Source organism: Micromonospora fluostatini, from assembly GCF_050410825.1.
Taxonomy (GTDB): Bacteria; Actinomycetota; Actinomycetes; order Mycobacteriales; family Micromonosporaceae; genus Micromonospora; species Micromonospora rosaria.
In genome coordinates this window covers 6,757,198-6,779,209 of sequence record NZ_CP191251.1, presented here as the reverse complement: position 1 = coordinate 6,779,209, position 22,012 = coordinate 6,757,198, and the positions used below count along the sequence as shown (strand labels likewise).

General features: G+C 74.8%; 19 protein-coding genes. 8 read left to right on the top strand and 11 right to left on the bottom strand.

The genetic code is table 11. The features are described 5' to 3' along the window. Positions 1–90: 90 nt before the first annotated feature. On the bottom strand, positions 91–1,560 hold the full coding sequence (locus ACQUFX_RS30345) for an NAD(P)H-hydrate dehydratase (protein ID WP_428963562.1): 1,470 nt from the start codon (positions 1,558–1,560) through the stop codon (positions 91–93). 285 nt (positions 1,561–1,845) lie between these two features. On the opposite strand from ACQUFX_RS30345, the gene ACQUFX_RS30340 reads away from it, so the two are divergent. Beyond that, positions 1,846–2,142, top strand: coding sequence for a WXG100 family type VII secretion target (locus ACQUFX_RS30340; RefSeq protein ID WP_428963561.1), 297 nt, complete (start codon positions 1,846–1,848; stop codon positions 2,140–2,142). Then, positions 2,139–3,728: an alpha/beta hydrolase gene (locus ACQUFX_RS30335; protein WP_428963560.1), complete on the top strand. Its 1,590-nt coding sequence runs from the start codon at positions 2,139–2,141 to the stop codon at positions 3,726–3,728. The genes ACQUFX_RS30340 and ACQUFX_RS30335 overlap by 4 nt, the downstream gene beginning before the upstream one ends. A 58-nt stretch (positions 3,729–3,786) precedes the next feature. Here the strand turns inward: ACQUFX_RS30335 and glmS are convergent, their stop codons facing one another. Then, entirely contained in the window at positions 3,787–5,700 is a 1,914-nt protein-coding gene (gene glmS / locus ACQUFX_RS30330; RefSeq protein WP_428963559.1) for a glutamine--fructose-6-phosphate transaminase (isomerizing), read from the bottom strand. A 173-nt stretch (positions 5,701–5,873) separates the two neighbouring features. Here glmS and ACQUFX_RS30325 point away from each other — a divergent pair, with 173 nt between their 5' ends. Then, positions 5,874–7,067: a pyridoxal phosphate-dependent aminotransferase gene (locus tag ACQUFX_RS30325; protein ID WP_428963558.1), complete on the top strand. Its 1,194-nt coding sequence runs from the start codon at positions 5,874–5,876 to the stop codon at positions 7,065–7,067. Between the two features lie 62 nt (positions 7,068–7,129). Here ACQUFX_RS30325 and glmM read toward each other — a convergent pair whose 3' ends face one another. The 7 genes from glmM to ACQUFX_RS30290 form a co-directional block, all read right to left on the bottom strand. Further along, a complete protein-coding gene (gene glmM / locus ACQUFX_RS30320) occupies positions 7,130–8,485 on the bottom strand; it encodes a phosphoglucosamine mutase (RefSeq protein ID WP_428963557.1) in 1,356 nt (451 codons plus the stop codon). Between the two features lie 133 nt (positions 8,486–8,618). Then, on the bottom strand, positions 8,619–9,083 hold the full coding sequence (gene rpsI, locus ACQUFX_RS30315) for a 30S ribosomal protein S9 (RefSeq protein ID WP_428963556.1): 465 nt from the start codon (positions 9,081–9,083) through the stop codon (positions 8,619–8,621). A gap of 20 nt (positions 9,084–9,103) precedes the next feature. After that, positions 9,104–9,547, bottom strand: coding sequence for a 50S ribosomal protein L13 (gene rplM / locus ACQUFX_RS30310; RefSeq protein WP_018720634.1), 444 nt, complete (start codon positions 9,545–9,547; stop codon positions 9,104–9,106). A 226-nt stretch (positions 9,548–9,773) separates the two neighbouring features. Beyond that, positions 9,774–11,159, bottom strand: coding sequence for an MFS transporter (locus ACQUFX_RS30305; RefSeq protein ID WP_428963555.1), 1,386 nt, complete (start codon positions 11,157–11,159; stop codon positions 9,774–9,776). A gap of 151 nt (positions 11,160–11,310) precedes the next feature. Next, positions 11,311–11,604 carry a type II toxin-antitoxin system PemK/MazF family toxin gene (locus tag ACQUFX_RS30300; protein ID WP_428963554.1) on the bottom strand — a complete coding sequence of 98 codons (294 nt, stop codon included), beginning with the start codon at positions 11,602–11,604 and terminating at the stop codon, positions 11,311–11,313. A 10-nt stretch (positions 11,605–11,614) separates the two neighbouring features. Then, complete coding sequence (locus ACQUFX_RS30295; RefSeq protein ID WP_067368781.1) at positions 11,615–11,872, bottom strand: DUF6364 family protein; 258 nt, start codon at positions 11,870–11,872, stop codon at positions 11,615–11,617. Positions 11,873–11,974: 102 nt separating this feature from the next. Next, complete coding sequence (locus ACQUFX_RS30290) at positions 11,975–12,784, bottom strand: class I SAM-dependent methyltransferase (RefSeq protein WP_428963553.1); 810 nt, start codon at positions 12,782–12,784, stop codon at positions 11,975–11,977. Between the two features lie 144 nt (positions 12,785–12,928). Here ACQUFX_RS30290 and ACQUFX_RS30285 point away from each other — a divergent pair, with 144 nt between their 5' ends. The 5 genes from ACQUFX_RS30285 (at position 12,929) to ACQUFX_RS30265 (ending at position 20,688) form a co-directional block, all read left to right on the top strand. Beyond that, on the top strand, positions 12,929–15,145 hold the full coding sequence (locus ACQUFX_RS30285) for a molybdopterin oxidoreductase family protein (RefSeq protein WP_428963552.1): 2,217 nt from the start codon (positions 12,929–12,931) through the stop codon (positions 15,143–15,145). A gap of 85 nt (positions 15,146–15,230) precedes the next feature. After that, positions 15,231–16,667: an FAD-dependent oxidoreductase gene (locus tag ACQUFX_RS30280; protein WP_428963551.1), complete on the top strand. Its 1,437-nt coding sequence runs from the start codon at positions 15,231–15,233 to the stop codon at positions 16,665–16,667. Then, entirely contained in the window at positions 16,664–19,255 is a 2,592-nt protein-coding gene (gene nirB / locus ACQUFX_RS30275; RefSeq protein ID WP_428963550.1) for a nitrite reductase large subunit NirB, read from the top strand. Before ACQUFX_RS30280 ends, nirB begins: the two co-directional genes overlap by 4 nt. Beyond that, on the top strand, positions 19,252–19,599 hold the full coding sequence (gene nirD, locus ACQUFX_RS30270; protein WP_428963549.1) for a nitrite reductase small subunit NirD: 348 nt from the start codon (positions 19,252–19,254) through the stop codon (positions 19,597–19,599). The genes nirB and nirD overlap by 4 nt, the downstream gene beginning before the upstream one ends. Further along, positions 19,600–20,688: a uroporphyrinogen-III synthase gene (locus ACQUFX_RS30265; protein WP_428963548.1), complete on the top strand. Its 1,089-nt coding sequence runs from the start codon at positions 19,600–19,602 to the stop codon at positions 20,686–20,688. It begins immediately after the preceding gene. A gap of 314 nt (positions 20,689–21,002) precedes the next feature. Here ACQUFX_RS30265 and ACQUFX_RS30260 read toward each other — a convergent pair whose 3' ends face one another. Next, positions 21,003–21,626 carry a GTP-binding protein gene (locus ACQUFX_RS30260; RefSeq protein WP_067359652.1) on the bottom strand — a complete coding sequence of 208 codons (624 nt, stop codon included), beginning with the start codon at positions 21,624–21,626 and terminating at the stop codon, positions 21,003–21,005. Beyond that, positions 21,607–21,972, bottom strand: a complete 366-nt coding sequence (locus ACQUFX_RS30255) for a DUF742 domain-containing protein (protein ID WP_067359651.1) — start codon at positions 21,970–21,972, stop codon at positions 21,607–21,609. Before ACQUFX_RS30255 ends, ACQUFX_RS30260 begins: the two co-directional genes overlap by 20 nt. Between the last annotated feature and the right edge of the window lie 40 nt (positions 21,973–22,012).

The following is a 22,012-nucleotide window of genomic DNA, read 5'->3' as shown; positions in this document are numbered from 1 at the left end:
AGGAAGGGCCCCCTGCAAACCGCCCGGCGGCACCGCAGCGAGCAGGACCGAGCGGGGACGGGGCAGCGGAGACGGGGCAGCGGGGGTCGGTCAGGTCAGTCGGGCGATGACGGGGCGGAGCGCGGTCACCACGTCGGGGGCGGTCACCGGGCCGCCCCGGGCCGCCTCCCGACCGGCCAACCCGTGCAGGTACGCGGCCGTCGCCGCGGCCCGGTCCGCCCGCACCCCGGCGGCGAGCAGCGAGCCGAGCAGGCCGGCCAGCACGTCGCCGGTACCCCCGGTGGCCAGCGCCGGGGTGCCGGTCGGGTTCACGTACGCCCGGCCGTCCGGCGTGCCGACCACCGTGCGGTCCCCCTTGAGCAGGACCACCGCGTTCATCCAGGCGGCCAGCCGCAGCGTCGCGGCGACCCGGTCGGCCCCCGGCTCCTCGCCGCAGAGCCGGGCGTACTCCCGGTCGTGCGGGGTGACCACGATCGGCGCGTCGCGGGTGCGCAGCCGGTCCGCCATCGACCCGTCCACCAGCAGGGTGAGCGCGTCCGCGTCGAGCACCACGGGCACCGGTGCGGCGAGCACGGCGCGCAGTTCACCGACGGCCTCCTCGCCGGTGCCCAGCCCCGAGCCGCAGACCCAGGCCTGCACCCGCCCGGCGTCGGCGACCCGGCCGGTGGCGATCACCGACGGGTGCTGGTGCACCACCTCGTCCCGCGCGCTCCCGGCGTACCGGACCAGGCCGGTCGGCCCGGCCAGCGCGCCACCGACGGAGAGCACCGCCGCGCCCGGGTACGTCCGCGAGCCGGTCGCCACGCCGACCACGCCCCGGGTGTACTTCTCCGAGGCCGGGCCCAGCGCGGGCCACCAGTCGACCACGTCCGAGCGCTCGACGACGTGCAGCGCCGGGGTGCCCCGCAGCCACGGGCCGAGCCCGATGTCGACCAGCTCCACCTCACCGGCGAGGGTCGCGGCCGGGCCGACCACCAGCGCCGGTTTCCACGCCCCGAACGCCACCGTGACGTCGGCGCGGACCGCGGTGGGCCGGCCGGCGGCGGTCACCGGGACGTCCCCGGTGTCCACCGCGACCCCGCTGGGCACGTCCACCGCGACCACGGTGGCCCGGTGGCCGTCCCGGCCCCGGTGGCGCAGCAGGCTGGCGGCCACCTGCTCGGCGGTCTCCCGCAGCCCGCCGGTGCCACCGATGCCGACGATGCCGTCCAGCACCAGGTCGACCGTTGCCGGGGGCCGCTCCACCACCCGCCCACCGGCGGCGCGCAGCGCGGCCAGCCCCTCGGCGTGGGCCCGGTCGGGGGCGAGCAGCAGCGCGCAGACCGCCGCCCCGCGCCGGGCCAGGTGCGCGCCGGCGAAGAGCGCGTCCCCGCCGTTGTCCCCGGAGCCGACCAGCAGCAGCACCCGGGCGCCGTACACCCCGCCCCGGTCGGCGAGCAGCAGCGCGCAGCGCCGGGCCAGCCCGGCGGCGGCCCGCCCCATCAGCGTTCCCGGCGGGAGCGTGGCCATCAGCCCCGCCTCCGCCGCCCGTACGTCCGCGACCCGCCACACCGCTCTCATGGCACCCCGTCCCGTCCGGATCCGGCCCGGCGTCACTGCCGACCGCGACGATCACGAATTCACCCTACCGGCGCGAAAGGCCCGCAGATTACCCAGCGGCGCGACCGTGCACAACACCTGTGGACAACCCGGGGGTACGGCTGGCGGCCGTCGTCCACAGGGCGTACCGGGGTGGCCGACGGGCGCCTAGCGTCTGCCGGGTCGGGTCGGTCGTGACCGCCGGGGCGGAGGCAACGGGCGGTTCCGTCGGCCGACAGTGGGCTGCGGCCGGACAGGGGAGGGGCGATGGGGCAGGAGCCGTTCGAGGTGGATCCGGGGGTGCTGCGCGAGGTGGCGGGGCGGTTCACCGACCAGGCGCACCGGTTGACGGCCGGGCTCCACGGGGTCCCGGGTCTGGTGGTGACGGCACCGCAGTGGTCGGCCGGGGCGGCGCTGGCCGACCTGGAGACGGCGGTGCACCGGTGGTGTGGCCGGCTCGGCGGGCGGGTGGCGGAGACCGCCGACGCGCTCGGCACGGCCGCCGACGGGTACGAGACGGTGGACGAACGGGCGGCCGGGCGGCTGGCCCGGCTCTCGCCGTGACCGGGTACGCCCGGCTCTGGCGGGTCGACCCGGAGCGGTGGCGGGCGGCCGGCTCGGCCTGGGCCGGGCTCACCGGCCGGGTCGACCGCTGGGTCGGCGACCTGGACGCCGGGGCGGGCCGGCTGCGCGCCGGTTGGTCCGGTGGGGCCGCCGGATCGGCCGGTGCCCGGCTGACCGGGCTGCGCGGCGACCTGGCCGCGCTCTCCCCCGCCCTGATCGAGGCCGACCAGGTGCTCGCCGAGTTCGCCGGGCGGCTGCGCGCGGCCAGGGCCCGGCTGGTCGCCGCCGTCGAGTCCGCCACCGGTGCCGGCGTGCTGGTCGACCGGCACGGCCGGGTGACGGCGGATCCCGCCGTGCCCCGGCCGGCACACCGCGCCGGTCCCGCCGTGGTGCAGGTCTCCACCGGCATCCACGCCGCGCTCGACCTGGCCGGGGCGGCGGACCGGGAGGCGACGGCACGGCTGGCCGAGCTGACCGCCGCCGCCGGGTCCGGCTGGGTCGGTGTCCCACCGCCCTGGCGGCCGCCGGCCGACGCGCCGCCGGCCGTGGTCCGGGCCTGGTGGGCCGGGCTCACCCCGGCGCAGCGGCGCTGGCTGGTGCGGCACGAGCCGGCGACGGTGGGGTGCCGCGACGGCGTGCCGGCCGCCGCCCGGGACCAGGCCAACCGCTTGCTGCTCGGGGTGCGGCGGGCCGAGTTGTGGGCCGAGCGGGGGCGGCTGCTGACCCGCTTCCCGCGCGGGCCGGCCGAGCTGGCCGGGCTGCGCCGGGTCGAGAGGGCGCTGGCCGGGCTGGGCGCGCTCGGCGACCGGCTGGCGAGCCGGGAGACACCCCGGGCGTACCTGCTGGGCCTGCGCACCGGCGGGGAGGGGCGGGCGATCGTCGCGTTGGGCAACCCGGACCGGGCCGACCACGTCCTCACCTACGTGCCGGGGATGACCTCGGGGCTCGCCGACGCCACCGGTGAGCTGGGCCGGGCGGACCGCGTCCGGGCCCGCTGCGCCGACCTCGCCCCGGGCGCGGAGACCGCCGCCGTGCTCTGGATCGACTACGACGCGCCCGACTTCCTGCACGAGGCGTTCCGGTCGGGGCAGGCCACCGCCGCCGGCCCGGCCCTGCACGCCTTCCAGGAGGGGCTGCGGGCCACGCACGACGGGCCACCGGCCCGGCAGACCGTGCTCGGGCACAGCTACGGGTCGGTGGTGGTGGGCGTGGCCGCCCGCGACCACGGGCTCGCCGCCGACGCCGTGGTCTTCGTCGGCTCCCCCGGGGTCGGCGTGGAGCGGGCCGCCGACCTGCGGGTGCCGGCGGGACAGGTCTGGTCGAGCACCGCGCCGGACGACGCGATCCGGCTGGCCCGCCCGCCAGCGGACCTGCTCCGGCAGGCGGCGCTGGAGGTGCCGCCGTTCGGCCCGGTGGCCGGCCTGGTGGACCGCCCGGACGGCGGGCTGTGGTTCGGCCACGACCCGAGCCACCCCGGCTTCGGCGGGCGCATCTTCCCCAGTGACCGGTCCGGTCACACCGGCTACTGGGACGACGGCAACCCGGCGCTGGACGGGATGGCCCGGATCGTGCTGGGCCGGACGTGACCGGCCCCGCCCGGCACCTGCGCGGGCGGGGCAGGCGACCGGGCGGGGCCGGGAAGGGCTACTCGACGGTGACCGACTTGGCCAGGTTGCGCGGCTGGTCCACGTCGTGCCCCCGGGCCGCGGCGATCTCGGCGGCGAGCACCTGCAACGGCACGGTGGTCATCAGCGGGGCGAGCAGCGTCGGGGTACGCGGGACGTAGATCAGGTCGTCGGCGTAGCGCCGCACCGCCTCGTCGCCCTCCTCGGCGATGACGATGGTCCGGGCGCCCCGGGCGCGTACCTCCTGGATGTTGGAGACGACCTTGTCGTGCAGCATTCCCCGGCCCACCGGCGACGGGACGATGCAGATCACCGGGGTGCCCTGGTCGATCAGGGCGATCGGGCCGTGCTTGAGCTCACCGGCGGCGAACCCCTCGGCGTGCATGTACGCCAGTTCCTTGAGCTTGAGCGCGCCCTCCAGCGCCACCGGGTACCCGACGTGCCGGCCGATGAAGAGCACCGTCGGCTCGGACCTGATCTCCCGGGCCAGCTCGCGGACCGGCTCGATCCGGGCCAGCAGGTCGCGCAGCTTGCCGGGCATCTGGTGGAGCTGCTCCACCACGGCGGCCACCTCGTCGGCGAACTTGATCCCGCGCACCTGGGCCAGGTGCAGGCCGATCAGGTAGCAGGCGACGAGCTGGGTGAGGAACGCCTTGGTGGAGGCGACCGCGATCTCCGGCCCGCCGTGGGTGTAGAGCACGGCGTCCGACTCGCGCGGGATGGTCGAGCCGTTGGTGTTGCAGATCGCCAGGACGCGGGCCTTCTGCTCCTTGGCGTGCCGCAGCGCCATCAGGGTGTCCATGGTCTCCCCGGACTGGCTGATCACCACGATCAGCGTGGACCGGTCGAGCACCGGGTCGCGGTAGCGGAACTCGCTGGCCAGCTCCACCTCGCAGGGGATCCGGGTCCAGTGCTCGATGGCGTACTTGGCGACCAGCCCGGAGTGGTACGCGGTGCCGCAGGCGACGATGAAGATCTTGTCCACGTCGCGCAGGTCCTGGTCGCTGAGGCGGACCTCGTCCAGCATGATCTCGCCGCTGTCGGTGAGCCGGCCGAGCAGGGTGTCCGCGATCGCCTGCGGCTGCTCCTCGATCTCCTTGAGCATGAACCAGTCGTAGCCGCCCTTCTCGGCGGCGGAGGCGTCCCAGTCGATGTGGAAGTCCTTGCCGGTGGCGGGCCGGCCGGCGAAGTCGGTGATCTCGATCGTTTCGCCGGTGATCAGCACGATCTGGTCCTGGCCCAGCTCCACCGCGTCCCGGGTGTGCTCGATGAACGCGGCCACGTCGCTGGCCAGGTAGTTCTCCCCGTCGCCCCGGCCGACGACCAGCGGCGAGTTGCGCCGGGCGCCGACCACCGCGCCGGGGATGGCGGCGTCCACGGCGAGCAGGGTGAAGGCCCCCTCCAGCCGCTGGCAGACCGCGCGCATCGCGGCGGCGAGCAGCGCCGGCCCCTCCGGCTCGCCGGCCGCGCGCAGGTCGGCCAGGGCGGCGGAGAGCAGGTGGGCGGCGCACTCGGTGTCGGTGTCGCTGCTGAACTGGACGCCGTCGGCCTCCAGCTCGCCGCGGAGCTTGGCGAAGTTCTCGATGATGCCGTTGTGGATCACGGCGACCCGGCCGTCGGGGGCCAGGTGCGGGTGGGCGTTGCGGTCGGTGGGGCCGCCGTGGGTGGCCCAACGGGTGTGCCCGATGCCGGTGGTGCCGTCGCCGATGCCGACCGCGCCGTCGGGGCAGCCCGTGGGGTCGCCGCCGGTCCGCTCGCCGAGGACCTTCTCCAGGTTGGCGAGCTTGCCGGCCTTCTTCTCGGTCAGCAGTTCGTCGTCGCAGACGATGGCGACGCCGGCCGAGTCGTAGCCGCGGTACTCCAGCCGCCGCAGTCCGTCGAGCACGATGCCCAGCGCCGGCCGTGTGCCGGCGTACCCCACGATTCCACACATGTCTCGCAGCCTAGCGGAGTTTCGCTCACCAGGCGTGCGCGGAACCCGGGTAAACGATCAGTGAACTTGAGCGATCTGGTCACGCCGGCCGCCGTGCGGACAAACCTCCGAGCCGGTCCGGCACCGGTCCGCGACGGTGTACGCGCCCGGACCCGGCCCGTACGCTGACGGACGTGACGACGACCGCGAACGACCCCCTGGTGGCCCGGATGCGGCCGTTCGGGACGACCATCTTCGCCGAGATGTCCGCTCTCGCCGTCCGGACCGGGGCGGTCAACCTCGGCCAGGGCTTCCCGGACACCGACGGCCCGCCCGAGATGCTCGCCGCCGCCGCCGAGGCGCTGCGCACCGGCCAGAACCAGTACCCACCCGGGCCGGGGATCCCGGCGCTGCGCGCGGCGGTCGCCGCCCACCAGCGCCGGTTCTGGGGCCTGGAGTACGACCCGGACGGCGAGGTCGTGGTGACCGCCGGCGCCACCGAGGCGATCGCCGCCGCGATCCTGGCGCTCTGCGAGCCGGGCGACGAGGTGGTCTGCTTCGAGCCGTACTACGACTCGTACGCCGCCTCGATCGCGCTCGCCCGAGCGGTCCGCCGGCCGGTCACCCTGCGCCCCGCCGACAGCGGCCGGTACGCCTTCGACCCGGCCGCGCTGCGCGCCGCGTTCGGCCCCCGGACCCGCCTCGTCCTGCTGAACTCCCCGCACAACCCGACCGGCAAGGTCTTCACCCCCGCCGAGCTGACCATGATCGCCGAGCTGTGCCAGGAGCACGGCGCGTACGCGGTCACCGACGAGGTGTACGAGCACCTCGTCTTCACCGACGCCGACGCGCCGCACGTGCCGCTGGCCACCCTGCCCGGGATGCGGGAGCGGACGCTACGGATCTCCTCCGCCGGCAAGACCTTCTCCTGCACCGGCTGGAAGGTCGGCTGGGCCAGCGGGCCGGCGTCGCTGGTCTCCGCGCTGCTGCGGGTCAAGCAGTTCCTGACCTTCGTCAACGCGGCACCGCTGCAACCGGCGGTGGCGGCGGCGCTGGCCCTGCCGGACGACTACTACACCGGCTTCCGGGACGGGCTCCAGCGGCAGCGCGACCAGTTGACCGCCGGCCTGCTCGACGCCGGGTTCGAGGTGCTCGCCCCGGAGGGGACGTACTTCGTCACCGCCGACGTCACCGGGCTCGGCGGCCGGGACGGGGTGGAGTTCTGCCTGGCCCTGCCGGAGCGGTGCGGCGTGGTCGCCGTACCCACCCAGGTCTTCTACGACGACGTCGAGGCGGGCCGGCGGCTGGTCCGGTTCGCCTTCTGCAAGCGGCCCGAGGTGCTCGCCGAGGCGGTCACCCGGCTGCGCGGGCTACCCCACCCCCGCTGACCCCACCCGCCCGGCGGCCGGCCCCGACCGCCGGGCGGATCACGCCCGGCGGGACGGGCCGGTCAGCCGGCCGGGCTGGCGGCGCGGACCCGGTCGGCGATGCGCTCGGCGACCTCCCGCGCGGTCGCCTCGGTGCCCGCCTCCACCATCACCCGGACCAGCGGCTCGGTGCCGGAGGGGCGCAGCAGCACCCGCCCGGTGTCGCCCAGTTCGGCCTCGGCGCGCTCGACCTCGGCCCGCACGGCCGGCGCGGCGGCGCCGACGGTCCGGTCGCCGACCGGCACGTTGATCAGCACCTGCGGCAGCTTGGTCACCACCGAGGCCAGTTCGGCCAGGGACTTGCCGGTCTGCGCCATCCGGGCCATCAGGTGCAGGCCGGTCAGCACCCCGTCGCCGGTGGTGGCGTGCGCCGGCATGACGATGTGCCCGCTCTGCTCGCCGCCGAGGGCCAGCCCGGCGGCCCGCAACTCCTCCAGCACGTACCGGTCGCCGACCTTGGTCTCGACCAGCCGGATGCCCTGCGCGGACATCGCCAGCCGCAGGCCGAGGTTGCTCATCACGGTCGCGACCAGGGTGTCCTCGGTGAGCGTGCCGGCCTCCCGCATGGCCAGGGCGAGGATCGCCATCACCTGGTCGCCGTCGACCTCGTCCCCGGCGGCGGTGACCGCGACGCACCGGTCGGCGTCGCCGTCGTGCGCGATGCCCAGGTCGGCACCGAGCCGGACCACCGCCTCGCGGAGCTGGTCGAGGTGGTTCGAGCCGCAGTCGTCGTTGATGTTGAGGCCGTCCGGCTCGGCGTAGATGGCGTGGACCTCGGCGCCGGCCTCCCGGTACGCCACCGGGGCCACCTCGGAGGCGGCGCCGTTGGCGCAGTCGACCACCACCGTGATCCCGTCGAGGCGGTGCGGGACGGTGCCGGTGAGGTGCTGCACGTAGTGGTCCGCTCCGTCGAGCAGGTCGTGCACCCGGCCGACGCCGGCCCCGACCGGCCGGTCCCAGGCGGTGGTGGTGTTCGCCTCGACGGCCGCCTCGATCCGCGCCTCGATCTCGTCGGGCAGCTTGTGCCCACCGGCGGCGAAGAGCTTGATGCCGTTGTCGGGCATCGGGTTGTGCGAGGCGGAGAGCATCACGCCCAGGTCGGCCTTGGCCTCGGCGGTGAGGAACGCCACCGCCGGGGTGGGCAGCACACCGACCCGGACGACGTTGGCGCCCGCGCTGGTCAGCCCGGCCACCACGGCGGCCTCCAGCATCTCGCCGCTGGCCCGGGTGTCCCGACCGACCACGGCCAGCGGGGGACGGTTCCGGTCCGTCTCGGCGAGGGTGTGCGCGGCGGCCACCGCCACCGCGAGCGCCAGCTCGGGCGTGAGATCCACGTTCGCACGTCCGCGTACGCCGTCCGTACCGAACAACCGGCCCATACCGCCTACTTTCGATGAAACTGCCAATGGGAGGACAAACCAATGGAAGAAAACGACAGAACGGCCGGTCCACCTCCCTGATCGAGGGGGGGCGAACCGGCCGTTCGTCAGAAGTACAACGCGCTGCTGGTGATCAGCGCTTCGAGTACTGAGGAGCCTTGCGGGCCTTCTTGAGACCGTACTTCTTGCTCTCCTTGACCCGGGCGTCCCGGGTCAGGAAGCCGGCCTTCTTCAGCGCGGGGCGGTCGTCGGGCTCGTTGACGATCAGCGCGCGGGCGATGGCGAGCCGGAGCGCGCCGGCCTGGCCGGTGGTGCCGCCGCCACGCAGGTTGGCGATGACGTCGAACGCCTCGGGCTTCTCGGCGGTCACCAGCGGGTCCTTGATGAGCTGCTGGTGCACCTTGCTCGGGAAGTAGGCCTCGAGGTCACGGCCGTTGCAGGTGATCTTGCCGGTGCCGGGGATGATCCGGACCCGGACGATGGCCTCCTTGCGCCGACCCACGGTCTGGATCGGCCGCTCCCCACGCGGCGCACGGGCGACGGGCGCCGGCGCCTCGGCAACCTCGGGGGCCACCTCGGTCTCGGTGATGTCGGTCATGCTGTTTCCTTCGCCCGCGCTCACTGCGCGATCTGCTTGATCTCGAACGGCACCGGCTGCTGCGCGCCGTGCGGGTGCTCGGCACCGGCGTAGACCTTCAGCTTCTTGATGAGCTTCCGGCCGAGCTTGTTGTGCGGGAGCATCCCCTTCACGGCCAGCTCGATGGCCCGCTCGGGACGCTTGGTCAGCAACTCGTCGTAGCCGACCTGCTTCAGACCACCCGGGTAACCGGAGTGGCGGTAGGCGATCTTCTGCTGCCGCTTGTTGCCGGTCAGCGCGACCTTGCCCGCGTTCACGATGACGACGAAGTCGCCCGTGTCGACGTGCGGCGCGAAAGTCGGCTTGTGCTTACCGCGCAGCAGCGTGGCGGCGTGGGTGGCCAGGCGGCCCAGCACGACATCAGAGGCGTCGATGACGTGCCACTGACGCTCGATCTCACCCGGCTTCGGGCTGTACGTACGCACAGGTCTACCTTGTCTCGTCGTCGGTCTGGGGACGCGCGCCGAGGTGACCAGGGATTCCGAGTTGACCAGGGACTCCAGGTCGGACCAGCGCGCACGAACGACCAAGCGTACCTGGAAGGGCACGCCACTGGATGTCGTACAACAGCAGGCAACGATACCCGGCGCCCGGTCGGCAGGTCAAAACGGGTCCACCCCCGCGCGCCCGGGCACCGGATCGAGAGCAAACTCACACCCCGGGCAGCCGGTGCCGCCCCGGCCGCAGGTACACCACCCAGGTGACCACGAAGCAGAGCGCGTACCAGCCGATGAAGGCGAGGTACGCGGCGTCGGCGGTGCCCGAGCTGAGGAAGGACTGCCGGAAGGCGACGTTGACCAGCACCCCGCCGAACGCCCCGACCGCACCCGCGATGCCGATCAACGACCCGGTCATCCGCCGGGTCCACCGCTCGGCGGACTCCGGATCGCGCCGCCCCTGCGCCACCGAGGCCGCCGCGCGGGCCCGGAAGATCGCCGGGATCATCTTGTACGTCGAGCCGTTGCCGACGCCGGAGAAGACGAAGAGGGCCAGGAAGCCCACCAGGTACAGCGGGAACGACCGGTCCCGGGCGGCGTAGAGGACCAGCCCCGCCCCGGCCGCCATCGCGACGAAGTTCCAGAAGGTGACCCGGGCCCCGCCGAGCCGGTCGGCGAGCTGGCCACCGAGCGGCCGGATCAGCGAGCCGATCAGCGGGCCGAGGAAGGTCAGCCAGGCCGCGTCGACGGGGGTGGGGAAGCGGTCGGCGAACTGGAGCTGGAGGACCTGGCCGAAGGCGAAGCCGAAGCCGATGAACGAGCCGAAGGTGCCGATGTAGAGCAGCGACATCACCCAGGTGTGCCGGTCCCGGGCCGCCTCGCGCAGCGCGCCGGGCTCGTTGCGGGCCGCCGGGATGTTGTCCAGCCAGCGGGCCGAGGCCAGCGCGGCGAGCACGATCAGCGGGAGGTAGACCGCCGGCACCAACCGGGGGTACGCGGTCCCGACGGTGGCGAGCACCGCCAGCCCGACCAGCTGCACCGCCGGCACGCCGATGTTGCCGCCCCCGGCGTTGAGCCCGAGCGCCCGGCCCTTGAGCCGGTCCGGGAAGAACAGGTTGATGTTCGCCATCGACGAGGCGAAGTTGCCTCCGCCGACCCCGGTCAGGCAGGCCAGCACCATCAGCGTGCCGTACGAGACGCCGGGCTCCAGCAGCACCGCCATCGGCACCGCCGGCACCAGCAGGAGCAGGGCGCTGACGATCGTCCAGGTCCGCCCGCCGAACCGGGCCACCGCCAGGGTGTACGGCAGCCGCAGCACCGCGCCCAGCGCCGCCGGTACGGCGGTGAGCAGGAACTTCCCCGCCGGGTCGATGCCGTACTCGGGGCCGAGGAAGAGCACCGTCACCGACCAGAGGCTCCACACGGAGAACCCGACGTGTTCGGCGAAGATCGACACCCAGAGGTTGCGCCGGGCGACCCGGGCGCCGGTCGTCCGCCAGAAGTCGGGGTCCTCCGGACGCCAGTCGTCGATGCGGTGCCGGCGCCCACCGGGTGGACGCTGCTCGGTGGGCGCTGTCGGGGTGGGGGCGAGCGTGCTCACGGCGGCTCCTCCTCGTCGGTGTGACCAGGAGGGACGCTAGGAACGCGGAATTACCGCCGGGTGCCCGCCGGAGGTCGGGACGGCTACGGAGAACGCACGGCCGCAACCCGGCGATGGTGAGACCCGCCGGGCGGCGGCCCATCGACGGGGGTCAGAGCTGCTGGAGGATGCGCAGGGCCCGGCCGATCTGCCGCATGGTGTCGTCGTCGGCCACGTCGACGCACTCGGTGAACCACTTCTTCATCGGCGACGAGATCCGGTCCGGCATCACCACGTGGTCGCCCATCCGGACCGCCAGCGGGGAGTCCCGCAGCAGGGACTCCTGGACCACCTCGACCACGATGACGATGGGCACGTCGGTGGAGTTGTAGACGTCGGAGCTGACCACCAGCCCGAGCCGTTCCCGGGCGCCCTCGATCCGCCAGACCTCGCCCCTGCGCAGCACGCCGGCTCCCCTACGCGGCGCGGCCACGCCCGCCGAAGAGCACGTCGTCGACCATGCCCACCTCGTCCGCGTCGGCCAGCGCGGCGGACTCCAGGTCCAGCCCGGCGCGGCCGACGGCGGCGGCGTGCGCGTGGAAGACCTCCCGCAGGGCCTTCTCCCGGGCTGCCAGGTCCATCCAGGCGGACAGCGACAGCCCTTCCCGCTTGGCGAACCGCCGGGCCTGCTCGATCGTCTCGTCGGAGAAGGAGAGCGTCACCTTGGCAGTCATGCCGGTCAGCGTACCGCCGGTACGACCACCGGTCATCCCGAACGACCGCCGGACGCCGCCGGTCAGCCCGCGACGCCCGGGTCAGCCCGCGACGCCGTCGGGTCAGCCCGCGACGCCGCCGAAGACGGCGAAGCGCCACGCCTTGAAGTGGCAGTCGACGTCGACGAAGCCGGCCTCGGCGAGCCAGCGGCACTGGTCGCCCACCGGCGCCGGCCGGTCGTACGCCATCCGCTCCTCGGCGGCGGCGATCTCGGCGGCGTCCGAGCCGAGCGCGGTGATCTGGCGCAGCCACACCTCGTGGTAGCGGCGGTCCAGGGCGGGGGTCGGACCGGCGACCTGTTCGGCGTTGACGAAGACACCGCCGGGGCGCAGCACGCCCCGGACCCGCCGGTACAGCTCACGCTTGCCGGCGTCGTCGAGGTGGTGGATCGCCAGGGCACTGACCACCGCGTCGTACCCGCCAGGACCGCCGGCCGGCGGCGCGGCGTCGCCACCGGACCCGCCGGCCGGCGGCGCGGGGTCGCCGCCGCCGGAACCGTCGGCCGCCTGGTCGCCGCCGGGCCGGTCGGGCTCCGGCGCGGGCAGCGGGTCGTTCAGGTCGGCCACCACGCGGCGGTGCGGCACCCCGGCGGCGGCCAGGTGCTCGCCGGCCACGGCGAGCATGGCGGGGGCGGCGTCCAGCAGGGTCAACCGGACGTCGGGAACGGTCGCGGCGACCAGCCGGGAGAGCAGCCCGGTGCCCGCGCCGAGATCGAGCACCCGGGGGACCCGGCCGGCGGCGAGCGCCTCCGCCAGCGGCGGCTCGGCCACCTGAACGGCGGTCCGGTAGAAGTCGTCGAAGCACGGCACCAGCCGTCGGCGTGCCTGATCGTAACCGGTCGCCACGGCGTCGAACGCCTCTGCCACACCCATCCCGTCTCCCGAATTATGAGACAACTATCTCATATTGTAGACCAGCGGGTTGTCGCTCTTCCCGGAGTCGGTGTGAGCCGCTCTTGACAGGTTCGAAACAGAAGGGACCCGGACCGGAAACCGCCCGGCGGCACGCTCTGCCACATGACAGACGGTGCACGAGCAGCCACCCGAGCAGGGCGGCAGCCCCGCGAGGCGGCCACGCACTGCCCGTACTGCGCTCTCCAGTGCGGGATGACGCTGCGCGAGGAGGCCGGCCGGGTCACCGTCCAGCCCCGACAGTTCCCGACCAACCGCGGCGGGCTCTGCCAGAAGGGCTGGACCTCCGCCGACCTGCTCGACCACACCGAACGACTCACCACTCCCCTGCTGCGCGACCCGGCCAGCGGCGAGCTGCGCCCCGCGAGCTGGGACGCCGCCCTGGACCGGGTCGCCACCGGCATCCGCGAGCTGTGGGCCCGGCAGGGCCGCGACGCGGTCGCCGTCTTCGGCGGCGGCGGCCTGACCAACGAGAAGGCGTACGCGCTCGGCAAGTTCGCCCGCGTCACACTCCGTACCCGCAACATCGACTACAACGGACGGTTCTGCATGTCCTCGGCGGCGGCGGCCGGGCTGCGCGCCTTCGGCGTCGACCGGGGGCTGCCCTTCCCGCTCGCCGACCTCGGTCACGCGGACACCCTGCTGCTGGTCGGGGCGAACCCGGCGGAGACCATGCCGCCGCTGATGCGGTACCTGACCGAGCAGCGGGAGCGGGGCGGACGGCTGATCGTGGTCGACCCCCGGCTCACCGCCACCGCCCGCCAGGCCGACCTGCACCTGCAACCGCTGCCCGGCACCGACCTCGCGGTCGCCAACGCGCTGCTGCACGTCGCCCTCACCGAGGGCTGGGTGGACCGGGCGTACGTGGCCGACCGGACCACCGGCTTCGAGGCGGTCCGCCGCAGCGTGGCCGGGTGGTGGCCGGCGCGGGCGGAGGCGCTGGCCGGCGTACCGGTCGTGGACCTGGTGGCGACCGCCCGCGCGCTGGGCACCGCCGAACGGGCGATCATCCTCACCGCCCGGGGCGCCGAGCAGCACGCCAAGGGCGTGGACACGGTCACCGCCTTCGTCAACCTCGCGCTCGCCCTGGGCCTGCCCGGCCGCCCCGGCTCCGGGTACGGCTGCCTGACCGGGCAGGGCAACGGCCAGGGTGGCCGGGAGCACGGGCAGAAGGCCGACCAGCTGCCCGGGTACCGCAAGATCGACGACCCGGCGGCCCGGGAGCACGTGGCCCGGGTCTGGGGCGTACCCGCCGAGACGCTGCCCGGCCCCGGGGTGAGCGCGTACGAACTGCTGGACTCCCTCGGCACCGCGGACGGCCCGAAGGCGATGCTGCTCTTCGGCTCGAACCCGGTGGTGTCGGCACCCCGCGCGGCCCGGGTCACCGACCGGCTGCGCTCGCTGGACCTGCTGGTCGTCGCCGACTTCCTGCTCTCCGAGACGGCCGCCCTGGCCGACGTGGTGCTACCCACCGCCCAGTGGGCCGAGGAGGACGGCACCATGACCAACCTGGAGGGTCGGGTGCTGCGTCGCCGCGCCCTGCGGGAACCCCCGCCCGGCGTCCGCACCGACCTGGAGATCCTCGCCGACCTCGCCGCCCGCCTGGAAGGAAGGGCCCCTTCTTATCGCTTCCGGTATAGGAAGGGCCCCCTCCTAACACCCGGGCCCGGGGCGGCGGCCGAGCAGGCGGCACCGGTGGCGGCCGAGCAGACGGCAGCCGCGCAGGCGGACCCGACGGATCCCCGGATGGTCTTCGCGGAGTTGCGGCGGGCCTCGGCCGGCGGGCCGGCCGACTACGCCGGGGTGACCTGGGAGCGGATCGACGCCGCCGACGGCGTCTTCTGGCCCTGCCCGGACGAGGACGGCCCGGACACCCCCCGGCTCTTCGCGGAGCGCTTCGCCACCCCCGACGGACGGGCCCGGTTCCACCCGGTCGAACACCGGCCCGCCGCCGAGGAGGTCTGCGCCGAGTACCCGCTGCACCTGACCACCGGGCGGGTCCTCGCCCAGTACCAGTCCGGGACGCAGACCCGGCGGGTCGCCGCGCTGCGCCGCACAGCGCCGGAGCCCTTCGTGGAGCTGCACCCCGACCTGGCGGCCCGGCTCGGCGTCGCCGACGGCGACGACCTGCGGGTCGTCTCCCGGCGGGGCGAGATGCGCGCCCCGGCCCGGTTGACCCCGACGATCCGGCCGGACACCGTCTTCGCCCCGTTCCACTGGGCCGGCGCCGGCCGGGCGAACTCGGTCACCAACGACGCGCTGGACCCGGTCTCCCGGATGCCCGAGTTCAAGATCTGCGCGGTCCGGGTGGAGCGGGCATGACCGGCACGGACGGCGCGACGACCGACGGGCGGCCCGGACCCGCACGCCGGGGCGGACTACGGACGAGGTTCGACGGGAGACGGTCGTGAGCGAACGGATCGTGATCGTCGGGCACGGCATGGCCGGCGCGCGACTCGCCGCCGACCTGCTCGGGCACCCGGGCGACCGGAAGGTCACCGTGCTCGGCGCGGAGCCGCACCGGGCGTACAACCGGATCATGCTGTCCACGCTGCTCGCCGGCAAGATCGACGAGCCGGACGTGGAGTTGACCGAGGCCGCCGGGCACGGTGTCGACGTGCGGACCGGCGTCGCGGTGACCGGCATCGACCGGGCGGCCCGCACGGTCCGCACGGCCGACGGCGAGGAGATCGGGTACGACCACCTGGTGCTCGCCACCGGCAGCCGGGCCTGGGTACCGCCGCTGCCCGGCCTGGATCCGGCCGCGCTGCCGGAGCGGGTGGTGCCGTTCCGGACCCTGGACGACTGCCGGCGGATCCTCGCCGTGGCGGCCCACGCCCGCCGGGCCCTGGTGCTCGGTGGCGGGCTGCTGGGGCTGGAGGCGGCCCGGGGGCTGGCCAGCCGGGGCCTCGACGTGGCCGTGGTGCACCCGCGCGGGTACCTGATGGAGCGGCAACTCGACCCGGCGGCCGGCGCGGTGCTCGCCGGAACCCTGGCCGGGCTCGGCGTGACCGCCCACCTCGCGGTCGCGGCCACCGCCGTGACGGCCGACGGCGACGGAATCCGCCTGGACCTGGCCGACGGCCGGTCGCTCACCGCCGACCTGCTGGTGCTCGCCTGCGGGGTACGCCCGGACACCGCGCTGGCCGCCGAGGCGGGGCTGCGGGTGGACCGGGGCGTGCTGGTGGACGACCGGCTGCGGACCAGTGACGAGCGGATCTGGGCGATCGGCGACTGCGCGCAGCACAGCGACGGGGTCAGCGGGCTGGTCGCGCCGGCCTGGGCCCAGGCCCGGGTGCTGGCGCAGGTGCTGACCGGCGCGGACCCGACGGCCCGGTACCGGCCCCGGCCGCCGGTGACCCGGCTCAAGGCGGCCGGTATCGACCTGGCCGCGATGGGCGACCCGACGGACGGCGAGGGCGAGGAGCTGACCTTCGCCGACCCGGCCCGGGGCACGTACGCCCGGCTGCGGATCGCCGGGGAACGGCTGACCGCCGCGATCCTGGTCGGCGACAACCCGTCCGTCGGCACGGTGATCCAACTCTTCGACCGGGGCGGCCCGGTCCCGGCCGACCGGCGGGCGCTGCTGCTCGGCCGGGCGCTCGGCGGCGCCGCCCCCACGACCGCCGAGACGCCGGCGCTGATGCCGGACGCGGCGACCGTGTGCCAGTGCAACAACGTCAGCAAGGGCGCGCTGGTGCGCTGCTGGCGGGACGGGGCCAGGTCGGTGGACGCGGTGGTCGCCGCGACCCGGGCCGGTACCGGCTGCGGAAGCTGCCGGGACGCGGTGACCGGGATCGTCGACTGGCTCTCCGGATCGGATTCGGTGGAGGTGACGCGATGAACGGCGGACGGCTGGTCGTCGTCGGTAACGGCATGGTCGGGCAGCGCTTCGTCGAGGCGCTGCGGGCCCGGGACACCGCACAGCGGTGGCAGGTCACGGTGCTCGGCGAGGAGGGGCGGCCGGCGTACGACCGGGTGCGGCTGTCGGCGTACTTCGACGGGGTGAGCGCCGAGGAGCTGAACCTGCACACCCCGGACGACGGGGTGGAGTTGCGCCTCGGCGAGGCGGTCACCGGGCTCGACCGGGACCGGCGGGTGGTCACCACGGCCCACGGCGAGTACCCGTACGACGCGCTGGTGCTGGCCACCGGCTCGTACCCGTTCGTGCCGCCGGTGCCCGGCACCGACCTGCCGGGGGTCTTCGTCTACCGCACCCTGGACGACCTGGCCGCGATCCGGGCGCACGCCGCCGGCCGGCACACCGGGGCGGTGGTCGGTGGCGGGCTGCTCGGCCTGGAGGCGGCGAACGCGCTGCGCCTGCTGGGGCTGGCCACCCACGTGGTGGAGTTCGCCCCCCGGCTGATGCCGGTGCAGGTGGACACCGCCGGGGGCGCGATGCTGCGCCGGTACGTCGAGGAGCTGGGGGTGACCACCCACCTGGGGGTGGCGACCACGGCGCTGCGGCCCGGCCCGGACGGCACGGTCACCGCGCTGGAACTCGGCGACGGTACCGCGGTCGAGGCGGACGTGGTGGTGGTCGCCGCCGGCATCCGCCCCCGCGACGAGCTGGCCCGCGCCGCCGGGCTCGACCTCGGCCCACGCGGCGGGGTGCTGGTCGACGCCGGGTGCCGGACGGCGGACGAGCGGATCTGGGCGGTCGGCGAGTGCGCGGCGGTGGACGGGGTCTGCCACGGCCTGGTCGCCCCCGGGTACGCGATGGCCGAGGTGGTCGCCGACCGGCTGCTCGGCGGGGCGGCCACCTTCCCCGGCGCGGACACCGCGACCAAGCTGAAGCTGCTCGGCGTGGACGTGGCGTCCTTCGGTGACGCGCACGGCACCACCGAGGGCTGCCTGGACGTCACCTTCACCGACCCGGCCACCCGCACGTACGCGAAGCTGGTCCTCTCCGACGACGCGCAAACCCTGCTCGGCGGGGTGCTGGTCGGGGACGCGACGGCCTACCCGACGCTGCGGGCCAGCGTCGGCGGGCCGCTGCCCGGTCCGCCGCTGGCGCTGCTCGCCCCGGCCGACGCGGGCGGCGGCGCGGGCGCGGCGGCGCTGCCCGGCACCGCGCAGGTCTGCTCCTGCAACGCGGTGACCAAGGACGACGTCGACGCGGCGATCGCCGGCGGCTGCGCCGACGTGCCGGCGTTGAAGGCCTGCACCCGGGCCGGGACGAGCTGCGGGTCCTGCGTGCCGATGCTCAAGCAGTTGCTCGACGCGGCCGGGGTGCGCCAGTCCACCGCGCTGTGCGAGCACTTCGACACCAGCCGGCAGGAGCTGTTCGACATCGTCCGGGTCCGCGGGGTGCGGACCTTCTCCCAGCTCATCGCGGAGCACGGGCGGGGGCGCGGCTGCGACATCTGCAAGCCCGTGGTCGCCTCGATCCTCGCCTCACTCGGCAGCGGGTACGTCCTCGACGGCGAGCAGGCGTCGTTGCAGGACACCAACGACCACTTCCTGGCGAACCTGCAACGCGACGGCACGTACTCGGTGGTGCCCCGGATCCCGGGCGGGGAGGTCTCCCCGGAGAAGCTGATCGTCATCGGCGAGGTGGCCCGGGACTTCAACCTCTACACCAAGATCACCGGTGGGCAGCGGATCGACCTGTTCGGGGCCCGGGTGGAGCAGCTCCCGCTGATCTGGCGGCGGCTGGTCGACGCCGGATTCGAGTCCGGGCACGCGTACGGCAAGTCGCTGCGCACGGTGAAGTCCTGCGTCGGCGACACCTGGTGCCGGTACGGGGTGCAGGACTCGGTCGGCCTGGCCGTGGCGCTGGAGCTGCGGTACCGGGGGCTGCGCGCCCCGCACAAGCTGAAGTCGGCGGTCTCCGGCTGCGCCCGGGAGTGCGCCGAGGCCCGCAGCAAGGACTTCGGGGTCATCGCCACCGAGACCGGCTGGAACCTCTACGTCGGCGGCAACGGCGGCTTCCGGCCCCGGCACGCCGACCTGTTCGCCACCGACCTGGGCACCGACGACCTGGTCCGGCTGATCGACCGGTTCCTGATGTACTACATCCGCACCGCGGACCGGTTGCAGCGCACCGCGGCGTGGATCGAGGCCATGGACGGCGGCCTGGACCACCTGCGGGCGGTGCTCGTGGACGACTCGCTGGGGCTCTGCGCCGAGTTGGAGGCGGCGATGGCCCGGCACGTCGGGTCCTACTCCGACGAGTGGCGCGACACCCTCGACGACCCGGAGCGGCTGCGCCGCTTCACCTCCTTCGTCAACGCCCCGGACGTCCCCGACCCCTCGATCAGCTTCGAGGTGGTCCGGGGCCAGCCGGTCCCGGTACGCGGCGGGCCACCCCCGACCACGGCCGGCCCCGGCCCCGGCCCCGACACCGGCACCGCAGGCGCGGGCGAGCCGGCCACCGTCGGTGGCCGCCGGCAGCCCGTCACCCTCGGCATGCCGGAGGTACGGCGATGACCACGGCATTCGTCCTGGACTGGACGGCGGTCTGCCCACTGGACCGGCTGGAGTCCGACCGGGGCGTCGCGGCGCTGGTCGACGGCGTACAGGTGGCGCTCTTCCGGACCGCCGACGGCCTCTTCGCGCTCGACAACCAGGACCCGGTCAGCGGCGCGTACGTGCTGAGCCGGGGCATCGTCGGCAGCCGCAACGGTGTGCCGACCGTGGCCTCACCCCTGCACAAGCAGGTGTACGACCTGCGTACCGGGGACTGTCTCGACCTGCCGGGGGTCTCCGTGTCCCGGCACGAGGTGCGCTGCCGGGACGGACTGGTCGAGGTGCGGCTGCGACAGGAGGAATGAATGCGCGACGAACTGGCCGGCTTCACCATCGGGGTGACCGCCGACCGCCGGCGCGACGAACTCGCCGCGCTGCTGGAGCGGCGCGGAGCCCGGGTGGTCCTCGCCCCGGCGCTGCGGATCGTCCCGCTGGCGGACGACACCGAGCTGCGCGAGGCGACCCGGGCCTGCCTGGACCGGCCGCCGGACATCCTGATGGCGAACACCGGCATCGGGATGCGCGGCTGGCTGGAGGCGGCCGAGGGGTGGGGGCTGGCCGAGCCGCTGCGCTCCGTGCTGACCCGCTCGTACGTGGTGGCCCGGGGCCCGAAGGCGCGCGGGGCGATCCGCGCCGCCGGGCTGTACGACCAGTGGTCACCGGCCTCGGAGAGCTGCGACGAGGTGGTCGACCACCTGCGGCAGCGGGGAGTCGCCGGGCAGGTCATCGCCATGCAGCTACACGGTGAGCGGCAGCCGGAGTGCACCCTGGCGCTGGAGGCGGCCGGGGCGACGGTGATCGAGGTCCCGGTGTACCGCTGGGCCCCACCGACCGACCCGGCGCCCCTGCACCGGCTCATCGACCTGGTCGCCGGCCGGCTGGTGGACGCGGTCACCTTCACCTCGGCGGCGGCGGCGGAGTCGCTGCTGCGGGCGGCCGGGGACCGCACCGACACCCTGCTGTCGGCGCTGCGCGAGGACGTCCTGGCCAGTTGTGTCGGGCCGGTGACCGCCGAGCCGCTGCGCCGGCGGGGGGTGCCGGTCTCCGCGCCGGCCCGGGCCCGGCTCGGCGCGCTGGTCCGCACCATCGTCGACGAGCTGCCCCGCCGGACGGTCAGCCTGAAGGCGGCCGGCCACCTGATCACCCTGCGCGGCCACGCCGCCGTGGTGGACGGGGAGCTGCGCCCACTCGCCCCGGCGCCGATGGCGGTGCTGCGCGAGCTGGCCCGCTCCCCCGGCCGGGTGATGTCCCGGACCGCCCTGCTGCGCACCCTGCCCCGGGGCGCCGACGAGCACGCGGTCGAGATGGCCGTGGCCCGCCTCCGCGCCGGCCTGAAAGCCCCCCACGTGATCCAGACCGTGGTAAAACGCGGCTACCGCCTCCGAACCGACTAACCCCCACCCTGCCCCCGCCCCCTGCCCCCTGCCCCCTGCCCCCTGCCCCCTGCCCCCTGCCCCCTGCCCCCTGCCCCCTGCCCCCTGCCCCCTGCCCCCTGCCCCCGGTTGATCATGGACTTGACGGCAGTCTCGATCTCCACCGATGCCGCCAACTCCATGATCACCGGGGCGGCGGGGCGGGGGCGGGGGCGGCGGGGTGGGTGGGGGGCGGGGCAGCGGGGTGGGTGGGGAGGGCGGGGGTGGGAGGGAGGGGGAAGTGGGGCGCCCCTGCCGTCGGGGTGGGACGGCAGGGGCGGTGGGGTACGGGTCGGTCAGCCGACCGGGGTGGGGAAGCCTCGGCCGTGCTCGGCCTCCAGCCGCATCATGGCGTGCTCGACGACGGTCACCAGTACCTGCTTGACCGACTCCCGCTGCCGGGCGTCGGTCCAGACCAGGGGTACCTGGGGCGAGATGGCCAGCGCCTCGCGGACCTCGTCGAGCTCGTACTGCGACGCGCCGTCGAAGTGGTTGAGCGCCACGACGTACGGCAGCCGGCGGTTCTCGAAGTAGTCCAGCGGGGCGAAGGCGTCCGTGATGCGCCGGGTGTCCACCAGGACGGCGGCACCCACCGCCCCCCGGATGATCTCGTCCCACATGAACCAGAAGCGGGTCTGACCCGGCGTACCGAACAGGTACAGGATCAGGTCCTGGGCCATGGTGATCCGGCCGAAGTCCATGGCGACCGTGGTGGTCTCCTTGCCGGGCACCTTGGACGGATCGTCGATGCCGACGCCGGCGGCGGTCATCACCGCCTCGGTGGTCAGCGGAGTGATCTCCGAGATCGCGCCGACCAGGGTCGTCTTGCCCACGCCGAAGCCACCCGCGACCACGATCTTCGCCGAGACGATTCCCCGGTTCTGGCGGGCCCCGGCGGGGTCATAGCCTGCGAAGTCCACTTAGCACCCTTCCAAGGATTTCCATTCGCTCCTCGTACCCGTCGGCGGGAGCGGCAGTGTGTAGCGTCAGCAGACCCTCGGCCACCATGTCGGCGACCAGCACCCGGGCCACGCCCAGTGGCATCCGGGTGTACGCGGCGATCTCCGCCAGCGACTGCGCCCGCCCCTCACAGACCGAGGCGATCCGGTGCTTGTCGTGCCCGGCGAACCGCGATTCGGCGACCGCGGTCGGACTGGCCGTCAGCACCGCCTCCAGAGCGATGTCCTGGCGAGGCTCGGTGCGTCCGCGGGTGACCGCGTACGGGCGCACCAGCGCACCCCGCGGGTCCGAGCGACGTTGGTCCATCCGCGATCACCTCCTCTCGTCCGGCACCGACCGGTACCGG

What these genes read in the sequence shown, in the direction of transcription:
- ACQUFX_RS30295 (WP_067368781.1), bottom strand. Translation starts at nt 11,872, where the DNA reads ATGACTGCCAAGGTGACGCTCTCCTTCTCCGACGAGACGATCGAGCAG.
- ACQUFX_RS30340 (WP_428963561.1), top strand. Translation starts at nt 1,846, where the DNA reads ATGGGGCAGGAGCCGTTCGAGGTGGATCCGGGGGTGCTGCGCGAGGTG.
- glmM (WP_428963557.1), bottom strand. Translation starts at nt 8,485, where the DNA reads ATGGGCCGGTTGTTCGGTACGGACGGCGTACGCGGACGTGCGAACGTG.
- rpsI (WP_428963556.1), bottom strand. Translation starts at nt 9,083, where the DNA reads ATGACCGACATCACCGAGACCGAGGTGGCCCCCGAGGTTGCCGAGGCG.
- ACQUFX_RS30345 (WP_428963562.1), bottom strand. Translation starts at nt 1,560, where the DNA reads ATGAGAGCGGTGTGGCGGGTCGCGGACGTACGGGCGGCGGAGGCGGGG.
- ACQUFX_RS30265 (WP_428963548.1), top strand. Translation starts at nt 19,600, where the DNA reads ATGCGCGACGAACTGGCCGGCTTCACCATCGGGGTGACCGCCGACCGC.
- nirB (WP_428963550.1), top strand. Translation starts at nt 16,664, where the DNA reads ATGAACGGCGGACGGCTGGTCGTCGTCGGTAACGGCATGGTCGGGCAG.
- glmS (WP_428963559.1), bottom strand. Translation starts at nt 5,700, where the DNA reads ATGTGTGGAATCGTGGGGTACGCCGGCACACGGCCGGCGCTGGGCATC.
- ACQUFX_RS30255 (WP_067359651.1), bottom strand. Translation starts at nt 21,972, where the DNA reads ATGGACCAACGTCGCTCGGACCCGCGGGGTGCGCTGGTGCGCCCGTAC.
- nirD (WP_428963549.1), top strand. Translation starts at nt 19,252, where the DNA reads ATGACCACGGCATTCGTCCTGGACTGGACGGCGGTCTGCCCACTGGAC.
- ACQUFX_RS30290 (WP_428963553.1), bottom strand. Translation starts at nt 12,784, where the DNA reads ATGGGTGTGGCAGAGGCGTTCGACGCCGTGGCGACCGGTTACGATCAG.
- ACQUFX_RS30285 (WP_428963552.1), top strand. Translation starts at nt 12,929, where the DNA reads ATGACAGACGGTGCACGAGCAGCCACCCGAGCAGGGCGGCAGCCCCGC.